General features: G+C 61.8%; 14 protein-coding genes. 3 read left to right on the top strand and 11 right to left on the bottom strand.

The features are described 5' to 3' along the window. Positions 1-5: 5 nt before the first annotated feature. From AB6O04_RS08105 to rnk, 5 genes are all read right to left on the bottom strand, one after another. Positions 6-2,642 (bottom strand): TonB-dependent receptor, encoded by a 2,637-nt coding sequence (locus tag AB6O04_RS08105; protein WP_368563340.1) that lies wholly within the window; start codon positions 2,640-2,642, stop codon positions 6-8. Between the two features lie 313 nt (positions 2,643-2,955). Beyond that, positions 2,956-5,169 carry an aldehyde oxidoreductase molybdenum-binding subunit PaoC gene (paoC, locus tag AB6O04_RS08110; RefSeq protein ID WP_368563341.1) on the bottom strand — a complete coding sequence of 738 codons (2,214 nt, stop codon included), beginning with the start codon at positions 5,167-5,169 and terminating at the stop codon, positions 2,956-2,958. Between the two features lie 4 nt (positions 5,170-5,173). Next, complete coding sequence (locus AB6O04_RS08115; RefSeq protein WP_368563342.1) at positions 5,174-6,124, bottom strand: xanthine dehydrogenase family protein subunit M; 951 nt, start codon at positions 6,122-6,124, stop codon at positions 5,174-5,176. Then, positions 6,121-6,813 (bottom strand): aldehyde dehydrogenase iron-sulfur subunit PaoA, encoded by a 693-nt coding sequence (gene paoA, locus AB6O04_RS08120; protein ID WP_368563343.1) that lies wholly within the window; start codon positions 6,811-6,813, stop codon positions 6,121-6,123. Before paoA ends, AB6O04_RS08115 begins: the two co-directional genes overlap by 4 nt. A 471-nt stretch (positions 6,814-7,284) precedes the next feature. Beyond that, on the bottom strand, positions 7,285-7,716 hold the full coding sequence (gene rnk, locus AB6O04_RS08125) for a nucleoside diphosphate kinase regulator (RefSeq protein ID WP_368563344.1): 432 nt from the start codon (positions 7,714-7,716) through the stop codon (positions 7,285-7,287). A gap of 305 nt (positions 7,717-8,021) precedes the next feature. On the opposite strand from rnk, the gene AB6O04_RS08130 reads away from it, so the two are divergent. Beyond that, positions 8,022-8,348, top strand: a complete 327-nt coding sequence (locus tag AB6O04_RS08130; protein WP_368563345.1) for an F-BAR domain-containing protein — start codon at positions 8,022-8,024, stop codon at positions 8,346-8,348. A 305-nt stretch (positions 8,349-8,653) separates the two neighbouring features. On the opposite strand, the gene AB6O04_RS08135 is transcribed toward AB6O04_RS08130, so the two are convergent. The 5 genes from AB6O04_RS08135 to AB6O04_RS08155 all read right to left on the bottom strand — a co-directional run bounded on the left by AB6O04_RS08135 (position 8,654) and on the right by AB6O04_RS08155 (position 13,312). Beyond that, positions 8,654-9,085, bottom strand: coding sequence for a hypothetical protein (locus AB6O04_RS08135; RefSeq protein ID WP_368563346.1), 432 nt, complete (start codon positions 9,083-9,085; stop codon positions 8,654-8,656). 56 nt (positions 9,086-9,141) lie between these two features. Beyond that, entirely contained in the window at positions 9,142-10,449 is a 1,308-nt protein-coding gene (locus tag AB6O04_RS08140; RefSeq protein ID WP_368563347.1) for an APC family permease, read from the bottom strand. Next, positions 10,446-11,186 (bottom strand): L,D-transpeptidase, encoded by a 741-nt coding sequence (locus AB6O04_RS08145; RefSeq protein WP_368563427.1) that lies wholly within the window; start codon positions 11,184-11,186, stop codon positions 10,446-10,448. Before AB6O04_RS08145 ends, AB6O04_RS08140 begins: the two co-directional genes overlap by 4 nt. A gap of 126 nt (positions 11,187-11,312) precedes the next feature. After that, positions 11,313-12,161, bottom strand: a complete 849-nt coding sequence (locus AB6O04_RS08150; RefSeq protein WP_368563348.1) for a MurR/RpiR family transcriptional regulator — start codon at positions 12,159-12,161, stop codon at positions 11,313-11,315. Between the two features lie 53 nt (positions 12,162-12,214). Beyond that, the gene (locus tag AB6O04_RS08155; RefSeq protein WP_368563349.1) at positions 12,215-13,312 is read right to left on the bottom strand and encodes a dipeptide epimerase; all 1,098 of its coding nucleotides are present in this window, start codon (positions 13,310-13,312) and stop codon (positions 12,215-12,217) included. 20 nt (positions 13,313-13,332) lie between these two features. Between AB6O04_RS08155 and AB6O04_RS08160 the strand changes: the two genes are divergently transcribed. After that, a complete protein-coding gene (locus AB6O04_RS08160) occupies positions 13,333-13,557 on the top strand; it encodes a hypothetical protein (RefSeq protein WP_368563350.1) in 225 nt (74 codons plus the stop codon). Here AB6O04_RS08160 and AB6O04_RS08165 read toward each other — a convergent pair. Then, positions 13,554-15,074, bottom strand: a complete 1,521-nt coding sequence (locus tag AB6O04_RS08165; protein WP_368563351.1) for an SH3 domain-containing protein — start codon at positions 15,072-15,074, stop codon at positions 13,554-13,556. The two genes, AB6O04_RS08160 and AB6O04_RS08165, sit on opposite strands and share 4 nt — an antisense overlap. Positions 15,075-15,394: 320 nt before the next feature. On the opposite strand from AB6O04_RS08165, the gene AB6O04_RS08170 reads away from it, so the two are divergent. Continuing rightward, positions 15,395-16,789: a transglutaminase-like domain-containing protein gene (locus tag AB6O04_RS08170; protein ID WP_368563352.1), complete on the top strand. Its 1,395-nt coding sequence runs from the start codon at positions 15,395-15,397 to the stop codon at positions 16,787-16,789. The last annotated feature ends 10 nt before the right edge of the window (positions 16,790-16,799 follow it).

Here is a 16,799-nt window from a genome sequence, read left to right on the forward strand (position 1 = left end):
TAGGGTCAGTCGAGCGCATAGATGACGTGCACGTAGAAGCTCTGGCCGTATTCGTCCTCCTGCGAAATGGTTCCGTCCACATCGCGGCCGTAGAACCATTGCGGCTTGGAATCGAATACGTTGTCGAACTCATACTTCAGCGTCCAGCGGTCGCCGACCTGATGCCAGAACGACAAGTCCACCGTGGTCTTATGGCGGAAAAATTTGTCGTTCCACTGATTGGAACCGATAGAAGCAAGATAGTCGTCCTGGTAGTTGGCAGAAAGCCGCGCCGTGCCGCGGATTTGCGGGATGGTGTAGGTCAGCGTCAGGTTCGCCATCCAGTCGGGCTGGTGCTGCATCCGCTCGATGGTGCGGCGATCGGTGTCGGTGACGTAGTTCATCTCGCCTTCCAACCGGCTGACGTTGAGCGACGCACCCAGGTTGGGGTGGAAGGCGAATGAACGATTGACCAGCGACAACTCCAGGCCCCGCACCGTCGACTCATCGGCATTCATCGGTTGCCTGATGCGGTTCACCACGCCGTCTTCTTCCTGCTCGACGGTGAGGGTGAAGATGTCGTCGGCGATTTCCTTGCGGAACGCCGTCAACGCGATCAACGCGTTGCTGCCGTCGAAATAGCGTTCCAGTGCCATATCGTAGTTCTTGGCGCGGCGCGGCTTCAGATCGGGGTTGCCACGGGTGATGGTGCAACCGGTGCTTTCTTCGCCGCAGGTTTCGCTTTCGGCTTGCGCGATATGGCCCGGCGTTGGGCGGCCGATCGTGCGGCTGAAACCCGCGCGCGCCTTCCAGTAGTCGTTGAAGTCGTGGACAACGTTGAACGAAGGCAGCCAGCTCTTGTATTCCCCGCTTGGTCGCGCGTACTGGTCGCTGAGTACGCCGTTGACCGTCAGCGGCGTGCGGCCATCGAAGGAAGTGTCGTCGTAGCGCAAGCCTGCGATGTAGTGGGTGGCGTCAGTCGCGTAGTGCAAAGAAACATACGCATTGGCGACATCTTCCTCGTAGTAGTAGTCGCCGATCCTGCTGTTGTGGCGCGTGGCGGCTTGGTCGATGGCCAGACCAGACACGCCGTTGCTCCAGAAGCGATCGTAGTTGAGCCATGGCACGCGCAGGTCATTGCTGCCGTAATGCGAGTAGTCCGGGTCGTACATGTAACCAGTGACATCGCCGCCGATGGCGTAGCGCAAGCTGTCAATGTCCTTGCCCAATCGCAGGCGGCGCCATTCGAGTCCGGTTTTCAGGCCGAAGCCCATTGCGCCCGGCGCGACGTTGTAGGCGTAGTCCACGCGCGCGTCCAGCACATTCTCCTGCGCGTGGTTGTCGGTCATGCGCGCCGCGCGTAGCGAGTACCGGTTGGTGAAGGTGTTGCCAAGGTACGACGTCATCTGCGGCAGCTGATCCATCCGATAGGTGTAGTACTGATCGTCCGGCGTGGTGCGCACCTGCGCGTAGGGTTCCAGATCGCTGTAGGTTTCCTTGGTGTAGCCGGCACGGAAAGAGAGTTCCGACAGGTCTGACAACTGCCAGTCCAGGCCGGAGATCGCGCCGCTGGCGGTGCGGTCCCATTGGTTGTAACGCAGTGTCGACTGGATGTAGTTCACCTCGACTGTGCCGGTATTCTGGGTGCGCTCCGTGACGCCACGCGGATTGCCGATCAGATCGGTGGAGTTCATCGTGGAGGACTCGCGCCGGTTGTACGCATAGCCCATCAGGAACGATGAAATGTCCTCGCGCGGCCGCCATTCGAACTTCAGCGAGGCTCCCTTGTTGGTGATCACGTTGCTGTAGTCGCCGTAGGCGAACTTGGTAAGCGAGTTCCTGCCATCCCAGCCAAGCGCCGGGTCGGGGCTGGCAATCGGTGCGCCGGCGCTGTTGAAGTAGGTGCGCGTGTCGGGCCAGTTCTTGTTGGAGTTGCGCACACGGTCCTGGTAGCGCCCGGTGAATACCAAGCCGAACTGATCATCCGCACCGAAGCGCTGGGCGAAGGCGGTCTTCAGCCCTTTGCCCCAGTGCGACTTGGTCGCTCCGCCGGCATTCTCGCCTTCCGGGCCGCTGAAGTCGGAATAGATGCCATACCCGTCGACCAGGAAATACGGGCTGGACATGGTGAACGCCGAGCGCGTGACGATATCGATGGCGCCACCGATGGCGGCCGCGTCCTGCTCGGCGGTGAAGGTTTTGAACACGTCCACGCGCTCGGAGATATCGCTCGGCACCAACTGCAGGTTGACCCGGCGCGTGCCGCTTCCGTTCTCCCCGGTGGTGGCCAGCGTCAGCCCGTCCAGCGTGGTGACGTTCAAGTCCGAGGAAATGCCGCGAACAGTGATGTAGCGCGGCTCATCGCCGTCGCCTTCGTAGCTGACGCCCGGAACCTGGATGAGCATTGAAGCAATGGAGTTATCGCCGGTCGGCGCTTCGATATCGCTGTACGTGACCGAATCGACAATAGTGGCGGCGTCTTTCTTCACATCGACCGGCTGGTAGCCGTAGTCCGCCACCGCCCGAACCGCGTCGAGTGTGTTGACCGAAGCGTCCGCACTGGCGACCTCTTCGTTCGCGATGGCTTGGCTCGCTGAGGTGAGTGCCAAAATTCCAGAGATGAAGGCAAACAGCCGGTTCCTGTTGCACGTAATGCGATTCATCAAAATCCCGTCAGCAGATAAAGAAAAGCCACCCGGCGGTGGCGAACAAACATGCTAGCGGGTGATGTGTTTCATCCTCTTTTCAGTAATGCGACATTTTGTATTTGAAAGACGAAGCTGATGGCGTGTACATGTAGCGGCGACGCGCTGTGTCATTGTAGGAGCGGCCTCTGGCCGCGAGCGCTCCTTTCAGATCGCGATGGAGCTTGGCTGTTCGCCATCTGGACGCGCTGCGGCGCGTTATCGATCGCGCATCCCGAGTGGTTATCGGGGCGCGGAGCGCCGTCCCCGGCGCGAGCTCTTGCCTTCCATATCAAACCATCACAGGCAACTTCGCCAACAACTTATCCAGCGTGATCGGATATTCGCGAACTCGCACGCCGGTGGCGTTGTAGATCGCATTGGCAATCGCGGCGCTGACGCCACAGAGACCCAGCTCGCCTACGCCCTTTGCCTTCATCGGCGAAGAAACAGCATCCGCCTCATCCAGGAAGATCACTTCCTGATGCGGGACGTCCGCGTGCACAGGGACTTCGTAACCGGCCAGGTCGTGATTGACGAAGAAGCCCAGGCGCTTGTCGACGGCAAGTTCTTCCGACAACGCCGCACCGATGCCCATGGTCATCGCGCCGATCACCTGGCTGCGCGCCGCTTTCGGGTTGAGGATGCGACCCGCCGCGCAAACCGCCAGCATGCGACGAATTCGCGATTCGCCGGTCGCTATATCAACGCCGACCTCGGCGAAATGCGCGGCGAACGTGGATTGCTGGAATTTCTTGGTCAGATCGCCGTATTCCATGACGTCTTCCGCCATGATTTCGCCGGTCTCCGCCGCCTGGGCAAGCGGCACGCTGCGACCGCTGGCCGATACCCGACCATCGGCGAACGTAGCGTCCTCCGCGTTGAAGCCAACCTTCTGTGCAATCGCCTGTCGAAGTTTCATGCAGGCCGCGTAGACACCCGCGGTGGAACTATTCGCGCCCCATTGACCACCCGAACCAGCAGAGACGGGAAAATCCGAATCGCCAAGGCGTACCACCACGCGGTCCAAAGGCACGCCCATCATCTCGGCCGCGGTCTGCCCGATGATCGTGTAGCTGCCGGTGCCGATGTCGGTCATATCGGTCTCCACCGTGACGATGCCGCGTGGGTCCAGCCGCACGCGCGCCGCGGATTTCATCACCAGGTTGTTGCGAAATCCCGCCGCCACGCCCATGCCGATCAGCCAGCGCCCGTCACGAACTTTCCCGGGCTCGCGATTGCGCTTGCTCCAGCCGAAGCGCTTGGCGCCGCTGCGCAGGCATTCGTTGAGTTGACGCTGCGAAAAAGGCCTCTCGGGATGCTCAGGGTCCACCTGGGTATCGTTGAGGATGCGGAACTCGACGGGGTCGAGGTTGAGCTTCTCCGCCATTTCGTCGATGGCGATTTCCAGTGCCATCAGCCCGGGCGCTTCTCCCGGTGCGCGCATCGCATTGCCTTCAGGCAGGTCGAGCACCGCCAGCCGCGTGGCAGTCATGCGGTTCGCGCCCGCGTAGAGCAACCGGGTTTGTTGAATCGCATTCTCCGGTCCGCCGCCGGGCAAGTCGCCGGACCAGCTCTCGTGGCCCATGGCGGTGATCTTGCCGTCGCGATTCGCGCCGATGCGGATGCGCTGGATGGTCGCGGGACGGTGCGTAGTGTTGTTCGCCATCAGCGGCCGAGGCAACGCGACCTTCACCGGCCGCTTGGCGGCGCGTGCACCCAGCGCCGCCAGTAGCGCGTCGCAACGTACGAACAATTTTCCGCCGAAGCCGCCGCCAATGTATGGCGAAATCAAGCGGACGTTTTCCGTAGAAATGCCGAGTGTCTTGGCCACATCGCCGCGGCCCCAATTGATCATCTGGTTGGACGTCCACAACGTCAGCCTCTCGCCTTCCCAGGCGGCGATGGACGCGTGCGGCTCCATCATGGCGTGCGACTGGTCGGGCGTGTGATAGGTGGCATCCAGTTGGACCGGCGCGGCAGCGAACGCACCCGAGAAATCGCCCACGGCAGTATCGGCCTGATAATCCTTCGAATTGGGATCGGTGGCGACGCCAGCAGAATCCTTGGATTTCGCCAGATCGAAGGCACCGCGGCCACGCTCGTAGTTCACCCGGATCAACGATGCGGCGGCGCGCGCCTGCTCAAACGTCTCCGCAACGACCAGGGCGATGGCCTGGTGATAGTGCTCGACGTCCGGACCGCCCAGCAGCGTCGCAACATTGAAGTTGCCTTTGCCGAGCGGACCGGCGTTCGCCGCGGTGACGATGGCGAGCACGCCCGGCGCGCGCTTGGCCGCGTCCAGTTCCATCGAAGCGATGCGGCCCTTTGCGATACCGGAACCCACGACATAGCCATAGGCGGGATTGGAAATGGCATCGCGTTGCTCATACGCATACGCAGCGATGCCCGTGGTCTTGAGCGGACCGTCGATGCGATCCGTCGGCTTGCCGATGATCTTCAGCTGGTCGATCGGGTTCTTGGTGGCAGGCGTATCGAATTTCATGGCATCACCCCTTTGCCTCAAGCAGAACCGCGCTAAGCGTGCGCTGTGCGAGCAGCAGCTTGAACTCGTTCTGCGGCGATGGCGTGGCATCGGCGAACAGGCGATCCGTCACTGCTTTCGCGCCACGCGGCAGCTCCGCTTCCGCTTCTTCCACCCGCCATGGTTTATGCGCGACGCCGCCCACGGCCACGCGCCCGGTTCCGTCGCGCTGGATCACCGCGCCTATCGATACCAACGCGAACGCATAAGAGGCGCGGTCGCGGACCTTGCGGTAGATCTGCGTACCGCCTACCGGTTTGGGTAGCGTGACCGTGGTGATCAACTCGCCCTTGTCCAGCACGTTCTCCAGGTGCGGCGTGTTGCCAGGCAAACGGTAGAAATCGGCAATGGGGATGTTCCGTGTAGAGCCATCCGGCCGCACGGTGTCGACGACAGCGTCCAAGGCACGCATGGCAACGGCCATGTCGCTGGGGTGAGTGGCGATACAGGCATCGCTGGCACCGACTACCGCATGCTGGCGGCTGAAGCCGCCCATCGCGCCGCACCCGCTACCCGGTAGCCGCTTGTTGCAAGGTTGATTCGTATCGTAGAAATAGGGACAGCGTGTGCGTTGGAGCAGGTTGCCTGCGGTAGTCGCCTTGTTGCGCAACTGTCCAGAGGCTCCGGCGACCAACGCTCGCGACACGAGTCCATAGTCACGGCGTACCCGCTCGTCGGCGGCCAGATCGGTGTTGCGCACCAGCGCGCCGATTCGCAGCCCGCCTTCGGGAGCGGCTTCGATCTTGTCGAGCGCCAGGCCATTCACATCGATGAGGTGGCGGGGCGTTTCGACTTCAAGCTTCATCAGATCCAGCAGGTTGGTGCCGCCGGCAATGAACTTGGCGCCAGGCATGCGCGCCGCTGCCGCGGAGGCTTCAGCCGGCGAACGCGCCCGCTCGTAGGTAAAGGCCTTCATGCGGTCCTCCCGGCTACTTCGGTGATCGCCTCGATGATGTTGGAGTAGGCGCCGCAGCGGCAGATATTGCCGCTCATGCGTTCGCGGATTTCATCTTCGGTGATCTTGGGCTTGGTAGTGAGCTCAGTGCTGGCCAGGCTGGGAATGCCTTCTTTGATTTCGTCCAGCACCGCCACCGCAGAGCAGATCTGCCCCGGCGTGCAATAGCCGCATTGATAGCCGTCGTGTTTGATGAAGGCGGCCTGCATCGGGTGCAGCTTGTCGGGAGTACCCAGGCCCTCGATGGTGGTGACGCGCGCGCCTTCGTGCATGACTGCCAGGGTGAGGCACGCGTTGATCCTCCGCCCATCGACCATCACCGTGCAGGCGCCGCACTGGCCGTGATCGCAGCCCTTCTTGGTGCCGGTGAGGTGCAGATGTTCCCGCAGCGCGTCGAGCAGCGTGGTGCGGGTATCCAGTTCGAGGGTTTCGGCTTTTCCGTTCACCTCGAAAGAGACCTTTGAGATGATCGGTGCTTGCGGAGCGCTGTCCGCCCCTTGCGCCAGCGCGGCGGAAGGTGCTGCCAGCGCTGCCGCTGACGCGGCGCTCGCTTTAAGTAGTTCACGTCGCGTGATGGTGAAGTTGCTGTTGCTGTCCACGTCTATGGCTCTCCTCGGCTGGCGGGTCGCCCCGGCTGGCTGGATCGGCATCGCGGTCAAGAACCGCAAGTGCGGTCGGTGCTACTTCGTTCTCAGTGCAAAGATTAGTCGGTAGATCGCAAGAGGTTATGTATGGAATTCACGAATCGCGAGCGAGAAAGCCCTGAATCGCTTCTGATCGCTTCCGGGGCACCCTACATGGCCTGGCGTAGGGTGGTGTCGACGCGAGGCATCTCTGGCCGAGACGCCTGCTGCCGGGCTGAATCGTAAAGACAGCGTCAAATTGGAAGCGAACTACGGGGTGCCGAAGTCAGCGTACTAGCGCCTTACGTTAACGCTCAGACATGACGTCTTGTTTGCAGGGCAATAGGAGGCGACCCATGGCGCGGGAGTTCTGATGGAAGAGCTCGCGGCGGGACGCCGCTCCTACAAGGGCAGAGGAAGGTCAGACCGCGCCTGGCGATGTGCGCGAAAGACCTGCATCGCAACGCAGGACTCCCGCGATCCCCATAATCAGCGCGGTCAGCGCGGGAGCTCTCCACCCGCTTCCGGCTGATAACGAATCCCGGTGACACGAAGCTGCAGGTGACGGCTGCCGGGCGCGTCCCAATGAATGGTCTGGCCAAGCGACAAACCCAGCAGGGCGCTACCTACGGGAGCGAGCACCGAGACATAGCCTTTTTCCACATCCGCCTCGTTGGGATAGACCAACGTGAGGTGATGATGCTCGCCGGTCACCTCATCGATGAAATCGACGGTGGAATGCATGGTGATGACGTCGTCCGGAACCCGTTCCGGCGGCCGAACCTCGGCGCGGCTGAGTTCGTCCATCAACGCGATGGCGGCGGGTTGCTGGCGCAGCGCGGGCGACTCCAACAAAGCCTCCAGGCGATCGAAGTCACGGCTGGACACGATCAGTGAAGGAGGTAGGCCGCTGGTATGTTGAGTGTTCATGAGGTCTCTTTTTTTTGCGGTGGAAACATGGAAAAGGGCGACGCGTTGCCACGTCGCCCGTCAGGTTGGTATGTCTACCGTAGCCGGTGTGTGCAATGGGTTCAAGCGGGGTGGCTATCGCTTTTCACAAGCCGGAGTAACCGGCAAGTTTGATTTGCTCACAAAAAATTCACGCCGCGTAGAAGCGCGAGCGTCAGTGAACGTCAGGCAGGGCGGCGGGCGATAGCCGCGATGGGAGTTCACGCCAAGGCGTCATTCAGCCGAACAGACGGATTATCTGCTCAAAGTCCGGCCGGATTATCGCCATGAAGCTAATTCCCCTAGTCGCCATAACGCTGCTCATGTCGTTGTCGTGGGTTTCTCCCGCGTTCGCAGACGATCCGTACGAGCGCGAAAAGAAGTTTGCCGAATGGGCGCGGGAGGATGCGAAGCGCCAGGATGAATGGGAACGAGAAGCCAGGAAGCGCGACGCGGAGTACGCGCGTGAGAGCGCGAAGGCCGAGGAAGAGTATTGGCGGGAACGCGACAAGGCAGAAGCCGAGGATTATCGCGAGTGGTTGAAAGATCGCGCCGAGCACGATCGCGAGTATGCGAAGGCGTTGCGGGAGATGGAGCGGGAGTGGGACGATTAGGGTGTTGGGTCGCTCATGGTTTTCTTGATATTTGAGTTCGTTCGGCACCGCTGCCAGCCGCTGGGTTACTACTAGCTAGTAGCCGTTTGCTATTAGCGCTAGCGCGGATGTTCCATCGAAACGGATGATCTACGCGCCTGCCGCGGGGCCCTACTTTCTTTGCTCGTGCAAAGAAAGTAGGCAAAGAAACACGCCCCAGGCGGCGCGCCCCTTCGGGGTCCGCAATCGGGCCGGGAATTTTCGGAAGGCACATCCATGTGCCTGCCGAAAACGACGCACATCCTGTGCGTCGCCCCTGCAGGGTTTTACCCGTCCCGCTTGCCGCGCCTAAACGGGGCCCCGAAGATCAAAAGCCACAGCCACAGCCACAGCCAAAGCCAAAGCCAAAGCAACTCCATGAGCAAAGGAAAAATGCAGATGCCTTGCCTTTCGCTCTTGCTCTCGCTGTTGCCCTTGCCTTTTTGGGTCACCTTTAAGGCGCGGTGGCGCCGGTGGGTACAACCCCTTGGGGCGCCGCGCAGGAAGCGCGGCTTTTTCGGCAGGTACATGGATGTGCCTTCCGAAAATTCCCACCGGCGACACGCACCCCGAAGGGGCGCGCTGCCAGGGATGGCCTTCTTTTGGTTACTTTGACCAGCCATTCGGCTGTTGAAGAGCACCTCTTGGCCACACAAGAAGCGCTTTTCAACAGCCGAATGGCTGGTCAAAGTGACGCCCGCTGCAAGCGCGTAGATCATCAACTCCGATGATCTGTTCGCGCCAGCGCCAACGAGCTAGAGAATCCGCAGAAACCTCAAGCAGGCTTGCGCTGAAAGAGATAGATAACCGCCCCCAACACCAACGCCGCCGCACCAGCAATCAAGTTATTGATCGTAGCGCTGGCCAACAAACCCAACGACAGCAGCAACGCGCACACCGGAATCAACGGTCCACCCGGAAGTTGCAGCGCGCCTTCGCGGCGGCCATGCCGCTTCTGCAACACCAGCACCGACAACGTCGTGCCGATGTAGGCGCACAACCGCGCCACCACCGACAACATCGCCAACTGCACGAACGAACCCGACAGCGCCAGGAGCAGCGCCAACGTACCCTGCGTGATGATGGCCGCCGCCGGCGTGCGGAAGCGTGGATGGATGCTGGCCAGAAGCCGCGGGCCGAAACCATCCTGCGCCAATGCGTACAGCACTCGTGGACCGAACAGCATGGTGTTGCTGTTGGTGCCCAGGATCGAAATGGTCGCGCCCACCGTCAGGATCAGTGCCAGGGTTTCGCCACTGAAGCGCGAAGCCGCATCCGCCAATGGCGTGGCCGATTGCGCCAGCCCCGGCAGCGTGCCCTGCGCCACCAGTTGCACCGCGGCATAGATTAGCGTGACCGTCGCAATCATGGTCAACAGTGCGAACGGCACATCGCGGCGCGGATTCTTGAACTCGCCCGCGGCGGCCGGAATATTCTCGAAGCCCGCGTAAGCGAACATCAACAGCAACGCCGCCTCGCCCAGGTTGCGCAGCGGTGGCGGTTCTCCGGAAAGCGCGAACGACCAATCGATGTAGAACACGCCGATGCCGATGAACAACAGCAACGGCAGCAGCTTGCCGATGACCAGTGCCACGCCGGTACGCGCGGCGGACTTGACGCCGATGACGTTGATCAACGTCAGCACGCCCAGTGAACCGACGATCACGGCGTTGCGTCCGATGCCATCGGCCGCAGCCGGCCAGAAGCGCGCCACCGCATCGGCCAGGCCGTTGCTCAATGCCGCTGCCGAGGCGATGCGGGTCAACCAGACCATCCAGCCGATCTCGAAACCCACGAACGGTCCGAAGGCTTCGCGTGCGTACAGATAGCTGCCGCCGGGTTCATCGAAGTAGCTCGCCGCCTGCGCATAGCACAGCACCAGCAATGCCACCGCCAGTCCCGCCAGCAGCACCGCCCACAAGCTGGCGGGTCCCAGCAGCACGGCGGTCGCGGCGGGCAGCAAGTAGATACCGCTGCCGATCACATCGTTAATGGCCAAGCCGACGATCTGCCAGCGGCTGACGACGCGGACAAGCTCCGGCTGCGTGGAAGAAGTCGCGGCGGAAGCGGTTTGGTCGCTCATGGCTGCGCCTCTTCAAGTGGGGGAAGCTGCCATGCCGCCTGCCAACGTGCGTACTCCGCGTCCGGCAGCAGCACGAATACCGGCCACTGGTCCTCCTGCAACCAGGACAACAGTCCACGCATGGCCGGCTCGGCCATGGCGGTGCAGCCGGCGGTGGCTTCGCCGGGTGCTTTCCAAAGATGCGCGAAGATGCAGCTACCGCCGGCGGCAACATTGTCGGGGTTGTGCTGGATGACGAAACCGAGCTTGTAGCGCGCGTCGCCATTTACGTGCACATCGCGCCGCATCGGCTCGGTGGAGCCTTCAATGGCGGCTTCGCCCACCGCACGCGTATCGACGATCCGGTTGTACAGCGGAGAATCCGCCACGTCGATGCAGTACTGCGTCGCTTGCATCGGGGAGTAGGTCAGGCCAGTCGCGACACGTTCGCCATAACCAAATGCTTCGCCAATCGCGAACACGCCAGCGGGTGCACGCCCGTCGCCCTCTTTCTTCTGTGGTCCGGATGGCTGCGCCGGATGCAGGCCACGGCCCCAGGCCGCGCCCGCACGTCCAATGGTGACGGCGGTCGGAGCATCGACTGCCACCCATTGGCCATCCGCGCTGTCGCGCTGGAACCTTCTTAGCAGACCTTCGGCGCTGTCCCAGGTCGGCACGGTGACCACAACCAACTGCCGGGATGCGTTAGGTACGGGCCCGGCTGCGGAAGCGGAAGCAGCGGCGCTTGCGGTGAGCAACGACACAGCGACAACGAAGAACTGGAAGCGCCTGGACAGAGAAGCCGCCCTGCGGAGGAAAGCCGGATGGAGCAGGTGATAGCGCGACAAAGCATTCCTCTCTTCGGACAAGGTCCTGCGGATCGATTAGGAGTGAATCATGTGCTGCATGCGTTCCAGGTTGATATCCAGCTGCTGGCGCCTGCCGTGATTGGTCTGGCAAAGCAGCACGTATACCAAGTCCAGCAGATGCTGCAGCGCTGATCGGTAGAGGATCTGTTCGCGGTAGGGGACTGAATCGTGCGCCGAGATCACCAGCGCCGCATCCGCATGTGCCCGCAGCGGATTGGCGGTATGGCGGGTGATCGAGACGACTTTGCCGTGGCAGTGCTGGAACTGGCGGCTGATCTGCGACAGTGCCGGCAATGTGCCGTGCTCGGAAAATACCAGCAGCGTGTCGCTGCTGCTGACCGCTGACAGAGTGGCCATCATCAGGACAGGGTCGGTATGGTGCACCGTCATCATGCCCAGCAGGGAAAGCCGCAGCGCGAACTCGCGCGCATACAAACCGTCTTCACCCAGGCCGCACACGAAAACCTTGCCAGCGCCATCCAGCATGCCGGCGACTTGCTCCAACGAAGCGCGTGAGTTGAGTAGCCGCGTTTCTTCTTCCGCGGCGATCTTGCCGAGCCGCAGGCTTTCGGCCAGATGCTCGAAGTCGTCCTTGGCGGCCGCCGGCGCGGGCGCCGATTCTTCTGCAGCGCCATTGCGTGCGACTGCCGCACCCACCGAGTACTTGAGATCGGGGTAGCCCTTGAAGCCGATCTTCTGGCTGAACTTGACCACGCTGGATTGGCTGATGCCCAGTGCGGCGGCCAGTTGCTGCGATGAGTAGTCGCGCAGCAGGTGCGCGTTCTCCAGAATGAAGTCGGCAATGCGGCGCTCGATGGCCGACATCTGGTCGCGTTCGGATCGGATTTTCACCAGGGGCGGCATGTCGGGACCTTATCTCACAAACCTTGATCTCACCAACCGGCGGCCGGCCAGCATCAGCTGGCGATCGCTTCCAGGCCGCGGATTTCGCGGATACCCAGGCCCGGGGCATCGGTAATGGAGATCTCCGATTCGTTGAAGATCACCCCGCCCTCGACCGGATTGAAGCGGCATAGCGACGGACCGTCCAAATCCACCTTGGTGATCACATTGGACTTGGCGACCGCCACATGCACCGCGGCGGCCACGCTGATGCTGGTCTCGATCATGCAGCCGATCATGCACTCCACACCGTACAGCGACGCAATATCGGCAATGCGAATAGCGTTGGAGATGCCGCCGGTCTTCATCAGCTTGATGTTGATGATGTCGGCTGCGCGCATCTTGATGAGGTCGATCACTTCGGTAGGGCCGAACACGCTTTCATCGGCCATCACCGGCGTGTGCACGCGGTCGGTGACGTACTTCAGGCCCGCGATGTCCTGCGCTTTCACCGGCTGTTCCAGCAGTTCCAGCACCACGCCCGCTTCTTCCAGGTTGTTCATTGCGAACACCGCCTGCTTGGCGGTCCAGCCCTGGTTGGCGTCCAGCCGCAGAAGCGCGCGTCCTTCCACCGCCGAATAGATCGCCTTCACTCGTTCGATATCCAGGCCGATGTCCTTGCCGACCTTGATCTTCAGCGATTCGAAACCACGCTCCACGGCGGAAATCGAATCGGCCACCATCTTGTCGATGTAATCCACGCTGATGGTGATGTCGGTGGTGATGACCGGGTCGCCGCCGCCCAGGATCTTGTACAGCGGCGCACCGTAAAGCTGCCCGAACAAGTCGTACACCGCGATCTCGACCGCCGCCTTGGCGCTGAAGTTGCGTTCCAGCGAGGTCTGGATCAGCTGGGTGATGTGATTGAGGTTGGCGATTTCCTGGCCGATCAGGCGCGGGCGGATGACCTTGCTGATCGCCTCGATGATCGAGCCGTGAGTGTCGCCGGTGATCACCGCCGTGGCCGGGGCTTCGCCATAGCCGACATGGCCGCTGTCGGTATGCATGATGACGACGATGTCCTCCACGGTATCGACGGTGCGCAGCGCGGTCTTGAACGGCGTCTTCAGCGGCACGCGCAGCATGCCCAACTGGATGTCGGTAATCTTCATGGAGGTCCTTGGAGGGTGTCATGAACTTTTGGTTGAGTGCGAAGGCCACTGTTGCGGTGCCACGCGAAGCGAGTAACGCCGCATGTCGCCGCAACAGCGGCCTTCCCGAAGGGTTGTCCGCCAGCGCCGCCGCAGCCGCGTTGCCCGGCTTGCCTTGGACGCCACCCAAGGACGGCGCCGGGCGTCTTGCTGCAACGGCACTGGCGGGCAACGCATCTCATCCAAAAGTCCATAACACCCTCTAGGGACGAATTCTCTGGATGCTGTAGATGCGGTCGACGAAGGTCTGTTCGCCGTTGGCCAGCAAGGGTTGCAACGGCGTCACCGCCACCGAGTTCAAGGGCGCACGCACCAGCTCGCCGTCGCGGCTGCGATAGGTGATGCCGGTGGTGTCGTGGATCAGATAGGTGTCGCCGTTCTCCTGGCCGATCACCATCATCACGTGTCCGGGGATGTAGATCAGATCGCCAACCTGCAATGTCTTCAGCACCGCTTGGCGCTTCTCGCGGCTGTCGCTTTCAGAGAAGGCGATGCGATTGAGCGCCGGGCTGACGCCCTGGTCGCGCGTGTTGCGCGGCAGTTGCACGCCGAAACTGCGATAGACCTCCGATACGAAACCGCTGCAATCGCGCGTGTTGTATGCATGGCCCCAACCGTAGCGTTCGCCCAGGAACTTGAAGCTCTGCTTCAGCAGATTGGCCGGTGTCAGCGATAAATACTCGGTGGCGACATCGGCGGTCCTGGGTAGCAATGCCGGCACCAGCGCGAGTGAACCGTCTTCGCGCCGGATGGGAAGTTCGATGACATGCGAGGTGTACGGGTGCTGCCCGTTTACCGCTTGATTTGCCGGCCAACCCGCCAGCAATGGCACGCGCACGCCCATGTCCAGTTGCAGCTCTGACACTTGGGGTTGCTCGGGCGTGTAGACCGTACGCGCGGTGGCGCCGGTGACGATCAGCGACGGTGATTTGCGGCCGTAGCCGAAGACCGCGGCGGATTCGCCCAGAGCGACGTATTTCTTTTCGATCCAAGCGGCGTATAGGGAGCTGATCACGAACAGCCATTCACCATCACGGCTTTCGTGGATCACCACTACCGGTGTACCAGGAAACAGTGCGCTTTCCTGGAAGCGATCGATGTCCGTATCGCCCTTCGTACTGAAGACGCGCATGCGGGTAGGGAAGGTGCGCAGATCGGCCCGGTGCACGACCAGGCCGTGACGAGCCGTGGTCTGCGCAGCGATCGCATCCAACGCGGTGTTGCCGACGATGGCGGACAGCGCGCTTGTGGATACTTCCGAGCCGCTTTCATCGAACAACGTGCGCTTCGGTGTCGTGGAAATCTTTTCGACCCAGTCGCGTACCTGCGATGCGGTGAAGACAGACGGCAGGCCCTCGATATCGTGCACGGAAGGATCGCTGCTTTTCAGGCGAGCGTTCTGCGCCGCGATCGCTTGCTCGTCCAGGATGACGCGGTTCGGTTTGTCCTGGAGCTTGATCCAGTAATCGGCACTCAGCTGCATGTCGCGCACGCCGATGACGGCGGGCGCCTTGTCGACGGTCGCCGTAGGTGGCTTGGCGAGTACATGCTGGGTTAGAGCGGGAGCGCCTGCCGCCAGCAGGAGCACCAGTGGAATAAATCGGCGCAGTCGGCGTGATGCGATGCGCCAATAGCGGGCGTTAGGCCGGGCTGCTGACGTAGCGGCAGCGGGATGCCCGCTCCCGGATTCCACGGCCCGGGAGGACCGAATGGTGTCGCTCATGTGTTTTCCCCTCGCGCCGCCGGCAAAAACCGACCGAGCTGGCAAGTCTGAAGAGAGCCGCCGGCCGGTTGCCAGGAATATTTACTTCTTAAGCCGAAAAAATCAAGAATAAATTATTGACCACAAGTTCAGGCCGTGTTACACAAACATGACCAGTCGGCTAGGGGTGTTGCGACGTGGAAGCCAGCAGGGACCTGACATCGAGACCGTTTCGCGGGACCTGCTGGGGAGCGGGGCCTGCGCTGCGGCGTTGCCTGCTGGTACCGATATTACTCCTGGCCGGACAGGCATTCGCCGCTGCCGATGCAAATAATGATCCGATGCCGAGCGATCTGGAGCAGGTGACCGCGCAGGTGGATGACGGCCAGTTCGGCGAGGCCGAGCGCCAGATCGCACTGGCCCTGGGCAAGCCCGGCCTGCCGGTGGACAAGCGCCGGACGCTGGAGTTCGAACGCGAGCGAATACGACGCATCCGGCTCGATTTCACCCTCACGCAGAACGATGTGCTGCAACGCCTGCGCGAGCAGATTCCGGATTTGAAAACGGAAGAGTTCCAAGCCTGGGATGCGCAAGGGTTGATCGAACGCCTGCAGATCGATGGCGAAAAGCGCTACTTCAAGCGGTCGGTTTCCAATCTGTTTCTGTTGAGTCCTCAGGCTGCCGCGCGCCGCGCACCGCCGGTACGGCCGTTCACTACGGGGCCGTTCGAGCAACTTCATCCGCACCATGCCGAAGTGCTGGCCGCGGCACGGGCGCAAGAGGCCACCAGCGTCGCACCGCGACGGTTGCAGGTCACCCAATCGCTGACGGTGGATGCCGACGCAGTGCCCGTCGGCGAAACCGTTCGCGCCTGGATTCCCTACCCACGCGCCATCCCAGGCCAGCAGGAAGATGTTCGTTTCATCGCCAGCACACCGGAGCAGCCGAAAATCGCGCCGGAATCCACGCTGCAACGCACCGTATACCTGGAAAAGCCGGCCAAGGCTGGCCAACCCACCGAGTTTTCCATTACCTATGAGCTGACCGTCTCCGGTCGCCACTTCGATATCGACCCGAGCAAAGTAACGCGCACGGAAATCACCCCGGCGCTGGCCGAATACGTCGCCGAGCGTCCGCCGCATATCGTCTTCACTGATGCCCTGCGCAAGTTTTCCGCAGAAGTCGTGGGCCAAGAAACCAATCCCTATCTCATCGCGCAGAAGTTGTTTGCTGCCGTGGATCGCATTCCCTGGGCAGGTGCGCGCGAGTACTCGACGCTTTCCAACATCAGTGACTACGCGCTGCACGCCGGCCACGCCGACTGCGGGCAACAAACCTTGTTGCTGATGGCGCTGTTGCGACTCAACGGCATTCCCGCACGCTGGCAATCCGGTTGGACTTACTCCGACGAAACCGTCGGCTACGACAACATGCACGACTGGGGTTGGCTATACCTGGCGCCTTACGGCTGGGTGCCGATGGATGTGACCACGGGTCAACTGAAATCCGAAGACCCCGCGCTGCAGTGGTTTTACCTGGGCGGGCTGGACGCGTATCGCATCGCGTTCAACGACGACTATTCACGCGAACTGGTTCCGGCCAAGCAACACTTCCGGTCGGAAACCGTGGATTCGCAGCGCGGCGAAGCGGAGTGGAGCGGCGGCAATCTCTACTTCGATCAATGGGACTACAAGTTCGAATGGACGATGCTGCCATCGAAGAGCAGCAACCGGTAGACGGGCGGGA

This window comes from Pseudoxanthomonas sp. UTMC 1351 (genome assembly GCF_040948865.1).
Classification (GTDB): domain Bacteria; phylum Pseudomonadota; class Gammaproteobacteria; order Xanthomonadales; family Xanthomonadaceae; genus Pseudoxanthomonas_A.

What these genes read in the sequence shown, in the direction of transcription:
- AB6O04_RS08140 (WP_368563347.1), bottom strand. Translation starts at nt 10,449, where the DNA reads ATGAGCGACCAAACCGCTTCCGCCGCGACTTCTTCCACGCAGCCGGAG.
- paoA (WP_368563343.1), bottom strand. Translation starts at nt 6,813, where the DNA reads ATGCCGATCCAGCCAGCCGGGGCGACCCGCCAGCCGAGGAGAGCCATA.
- AB6O04_RS08150 (WP_368563348.1), bottom strand. Translation starts at nt 12,161, where the DNA reads ATGCCGCCCCTGGTGAAAATCCGATCCGAACGCGACCAGATGTCGGCC.
- AB6O04_RS08130 (WP_368563345.1), top strand. Translation starts at nt 8,022, where the DNA reads ATGAAGCTAATTCCCCTAGTCGCCATAACGCTGCTCATGTCGTTGTCG.
- paoC (WP_368563341.1), bottom strand. Translation starts at nt 5,169, where the DNA reads ATGAAATTCGATACGCCTGCCACCAAGAACCCGATCGACCAGCTGAAG.
- AB6O04_RS08155 (WP_368563349.1), bottom strand. Translation starts at nt 13,312, where the DNA reads ATGAAGATTACCGACATCCAGTTGGGCATGCTGCGCGTGCCGCTGAAG.
- rnk (WP_368563344.1), bottom strand. Translation starts at nt 7,716, where the DNA reads ATGAACACTCAACATACCAGCGGCCTACCTCCTTCACTGATCGTGTCC.
- AB6O04_RS08165 (WP_368563351.1), bottom strand. Translation starts at nt 15,074, where the DNA reads ATGAGCGACACCATTCGGTCCTCCCGGGCCGTGGAATCCGGGAGCGGG.
- AB6O04_RS08105 (WP_368563340.1), bottom strand. Translation starts at nt 2,642, where the DNA reads ATGAATCGCATTACGTGCAACAGGAACCGGCTGTTTGCCTTCATCTCT.
- AB6O04_RS08160 (WP_368563350.1), top strand. Translation starts at nt 13,333, where the DNA reads ATGAACTTTTGGTTGAGTGCGAAGGCCACTGTTGCGGTGCCACGCGAA.
- AB6O04_RS08115 (WP_368563342.1), bottom strand. Translation starts at nt 6,124, where the DNA reads ATGAAGGCCTTTACCTACGAGCGGGCGCGTTCGCCGGCTGAAGCCTCC.
- AB6O04_RS08170 (WP_368563352.1), top strand. Translation starts at nt 15,395, where the DNA reads ATGCCGAGCGATCTGGAGCAGGTGACCGCGCAGGTGGATGACGGCCAG.
- AB6O04_RS08135 (WP_368563346.1), bottom strand. Translation starts at nt 9,085, where the DNA reads ATGATCTACGCGCTTGCAGCGGGCGTCACTTTGACCAGCCATTCGGCT.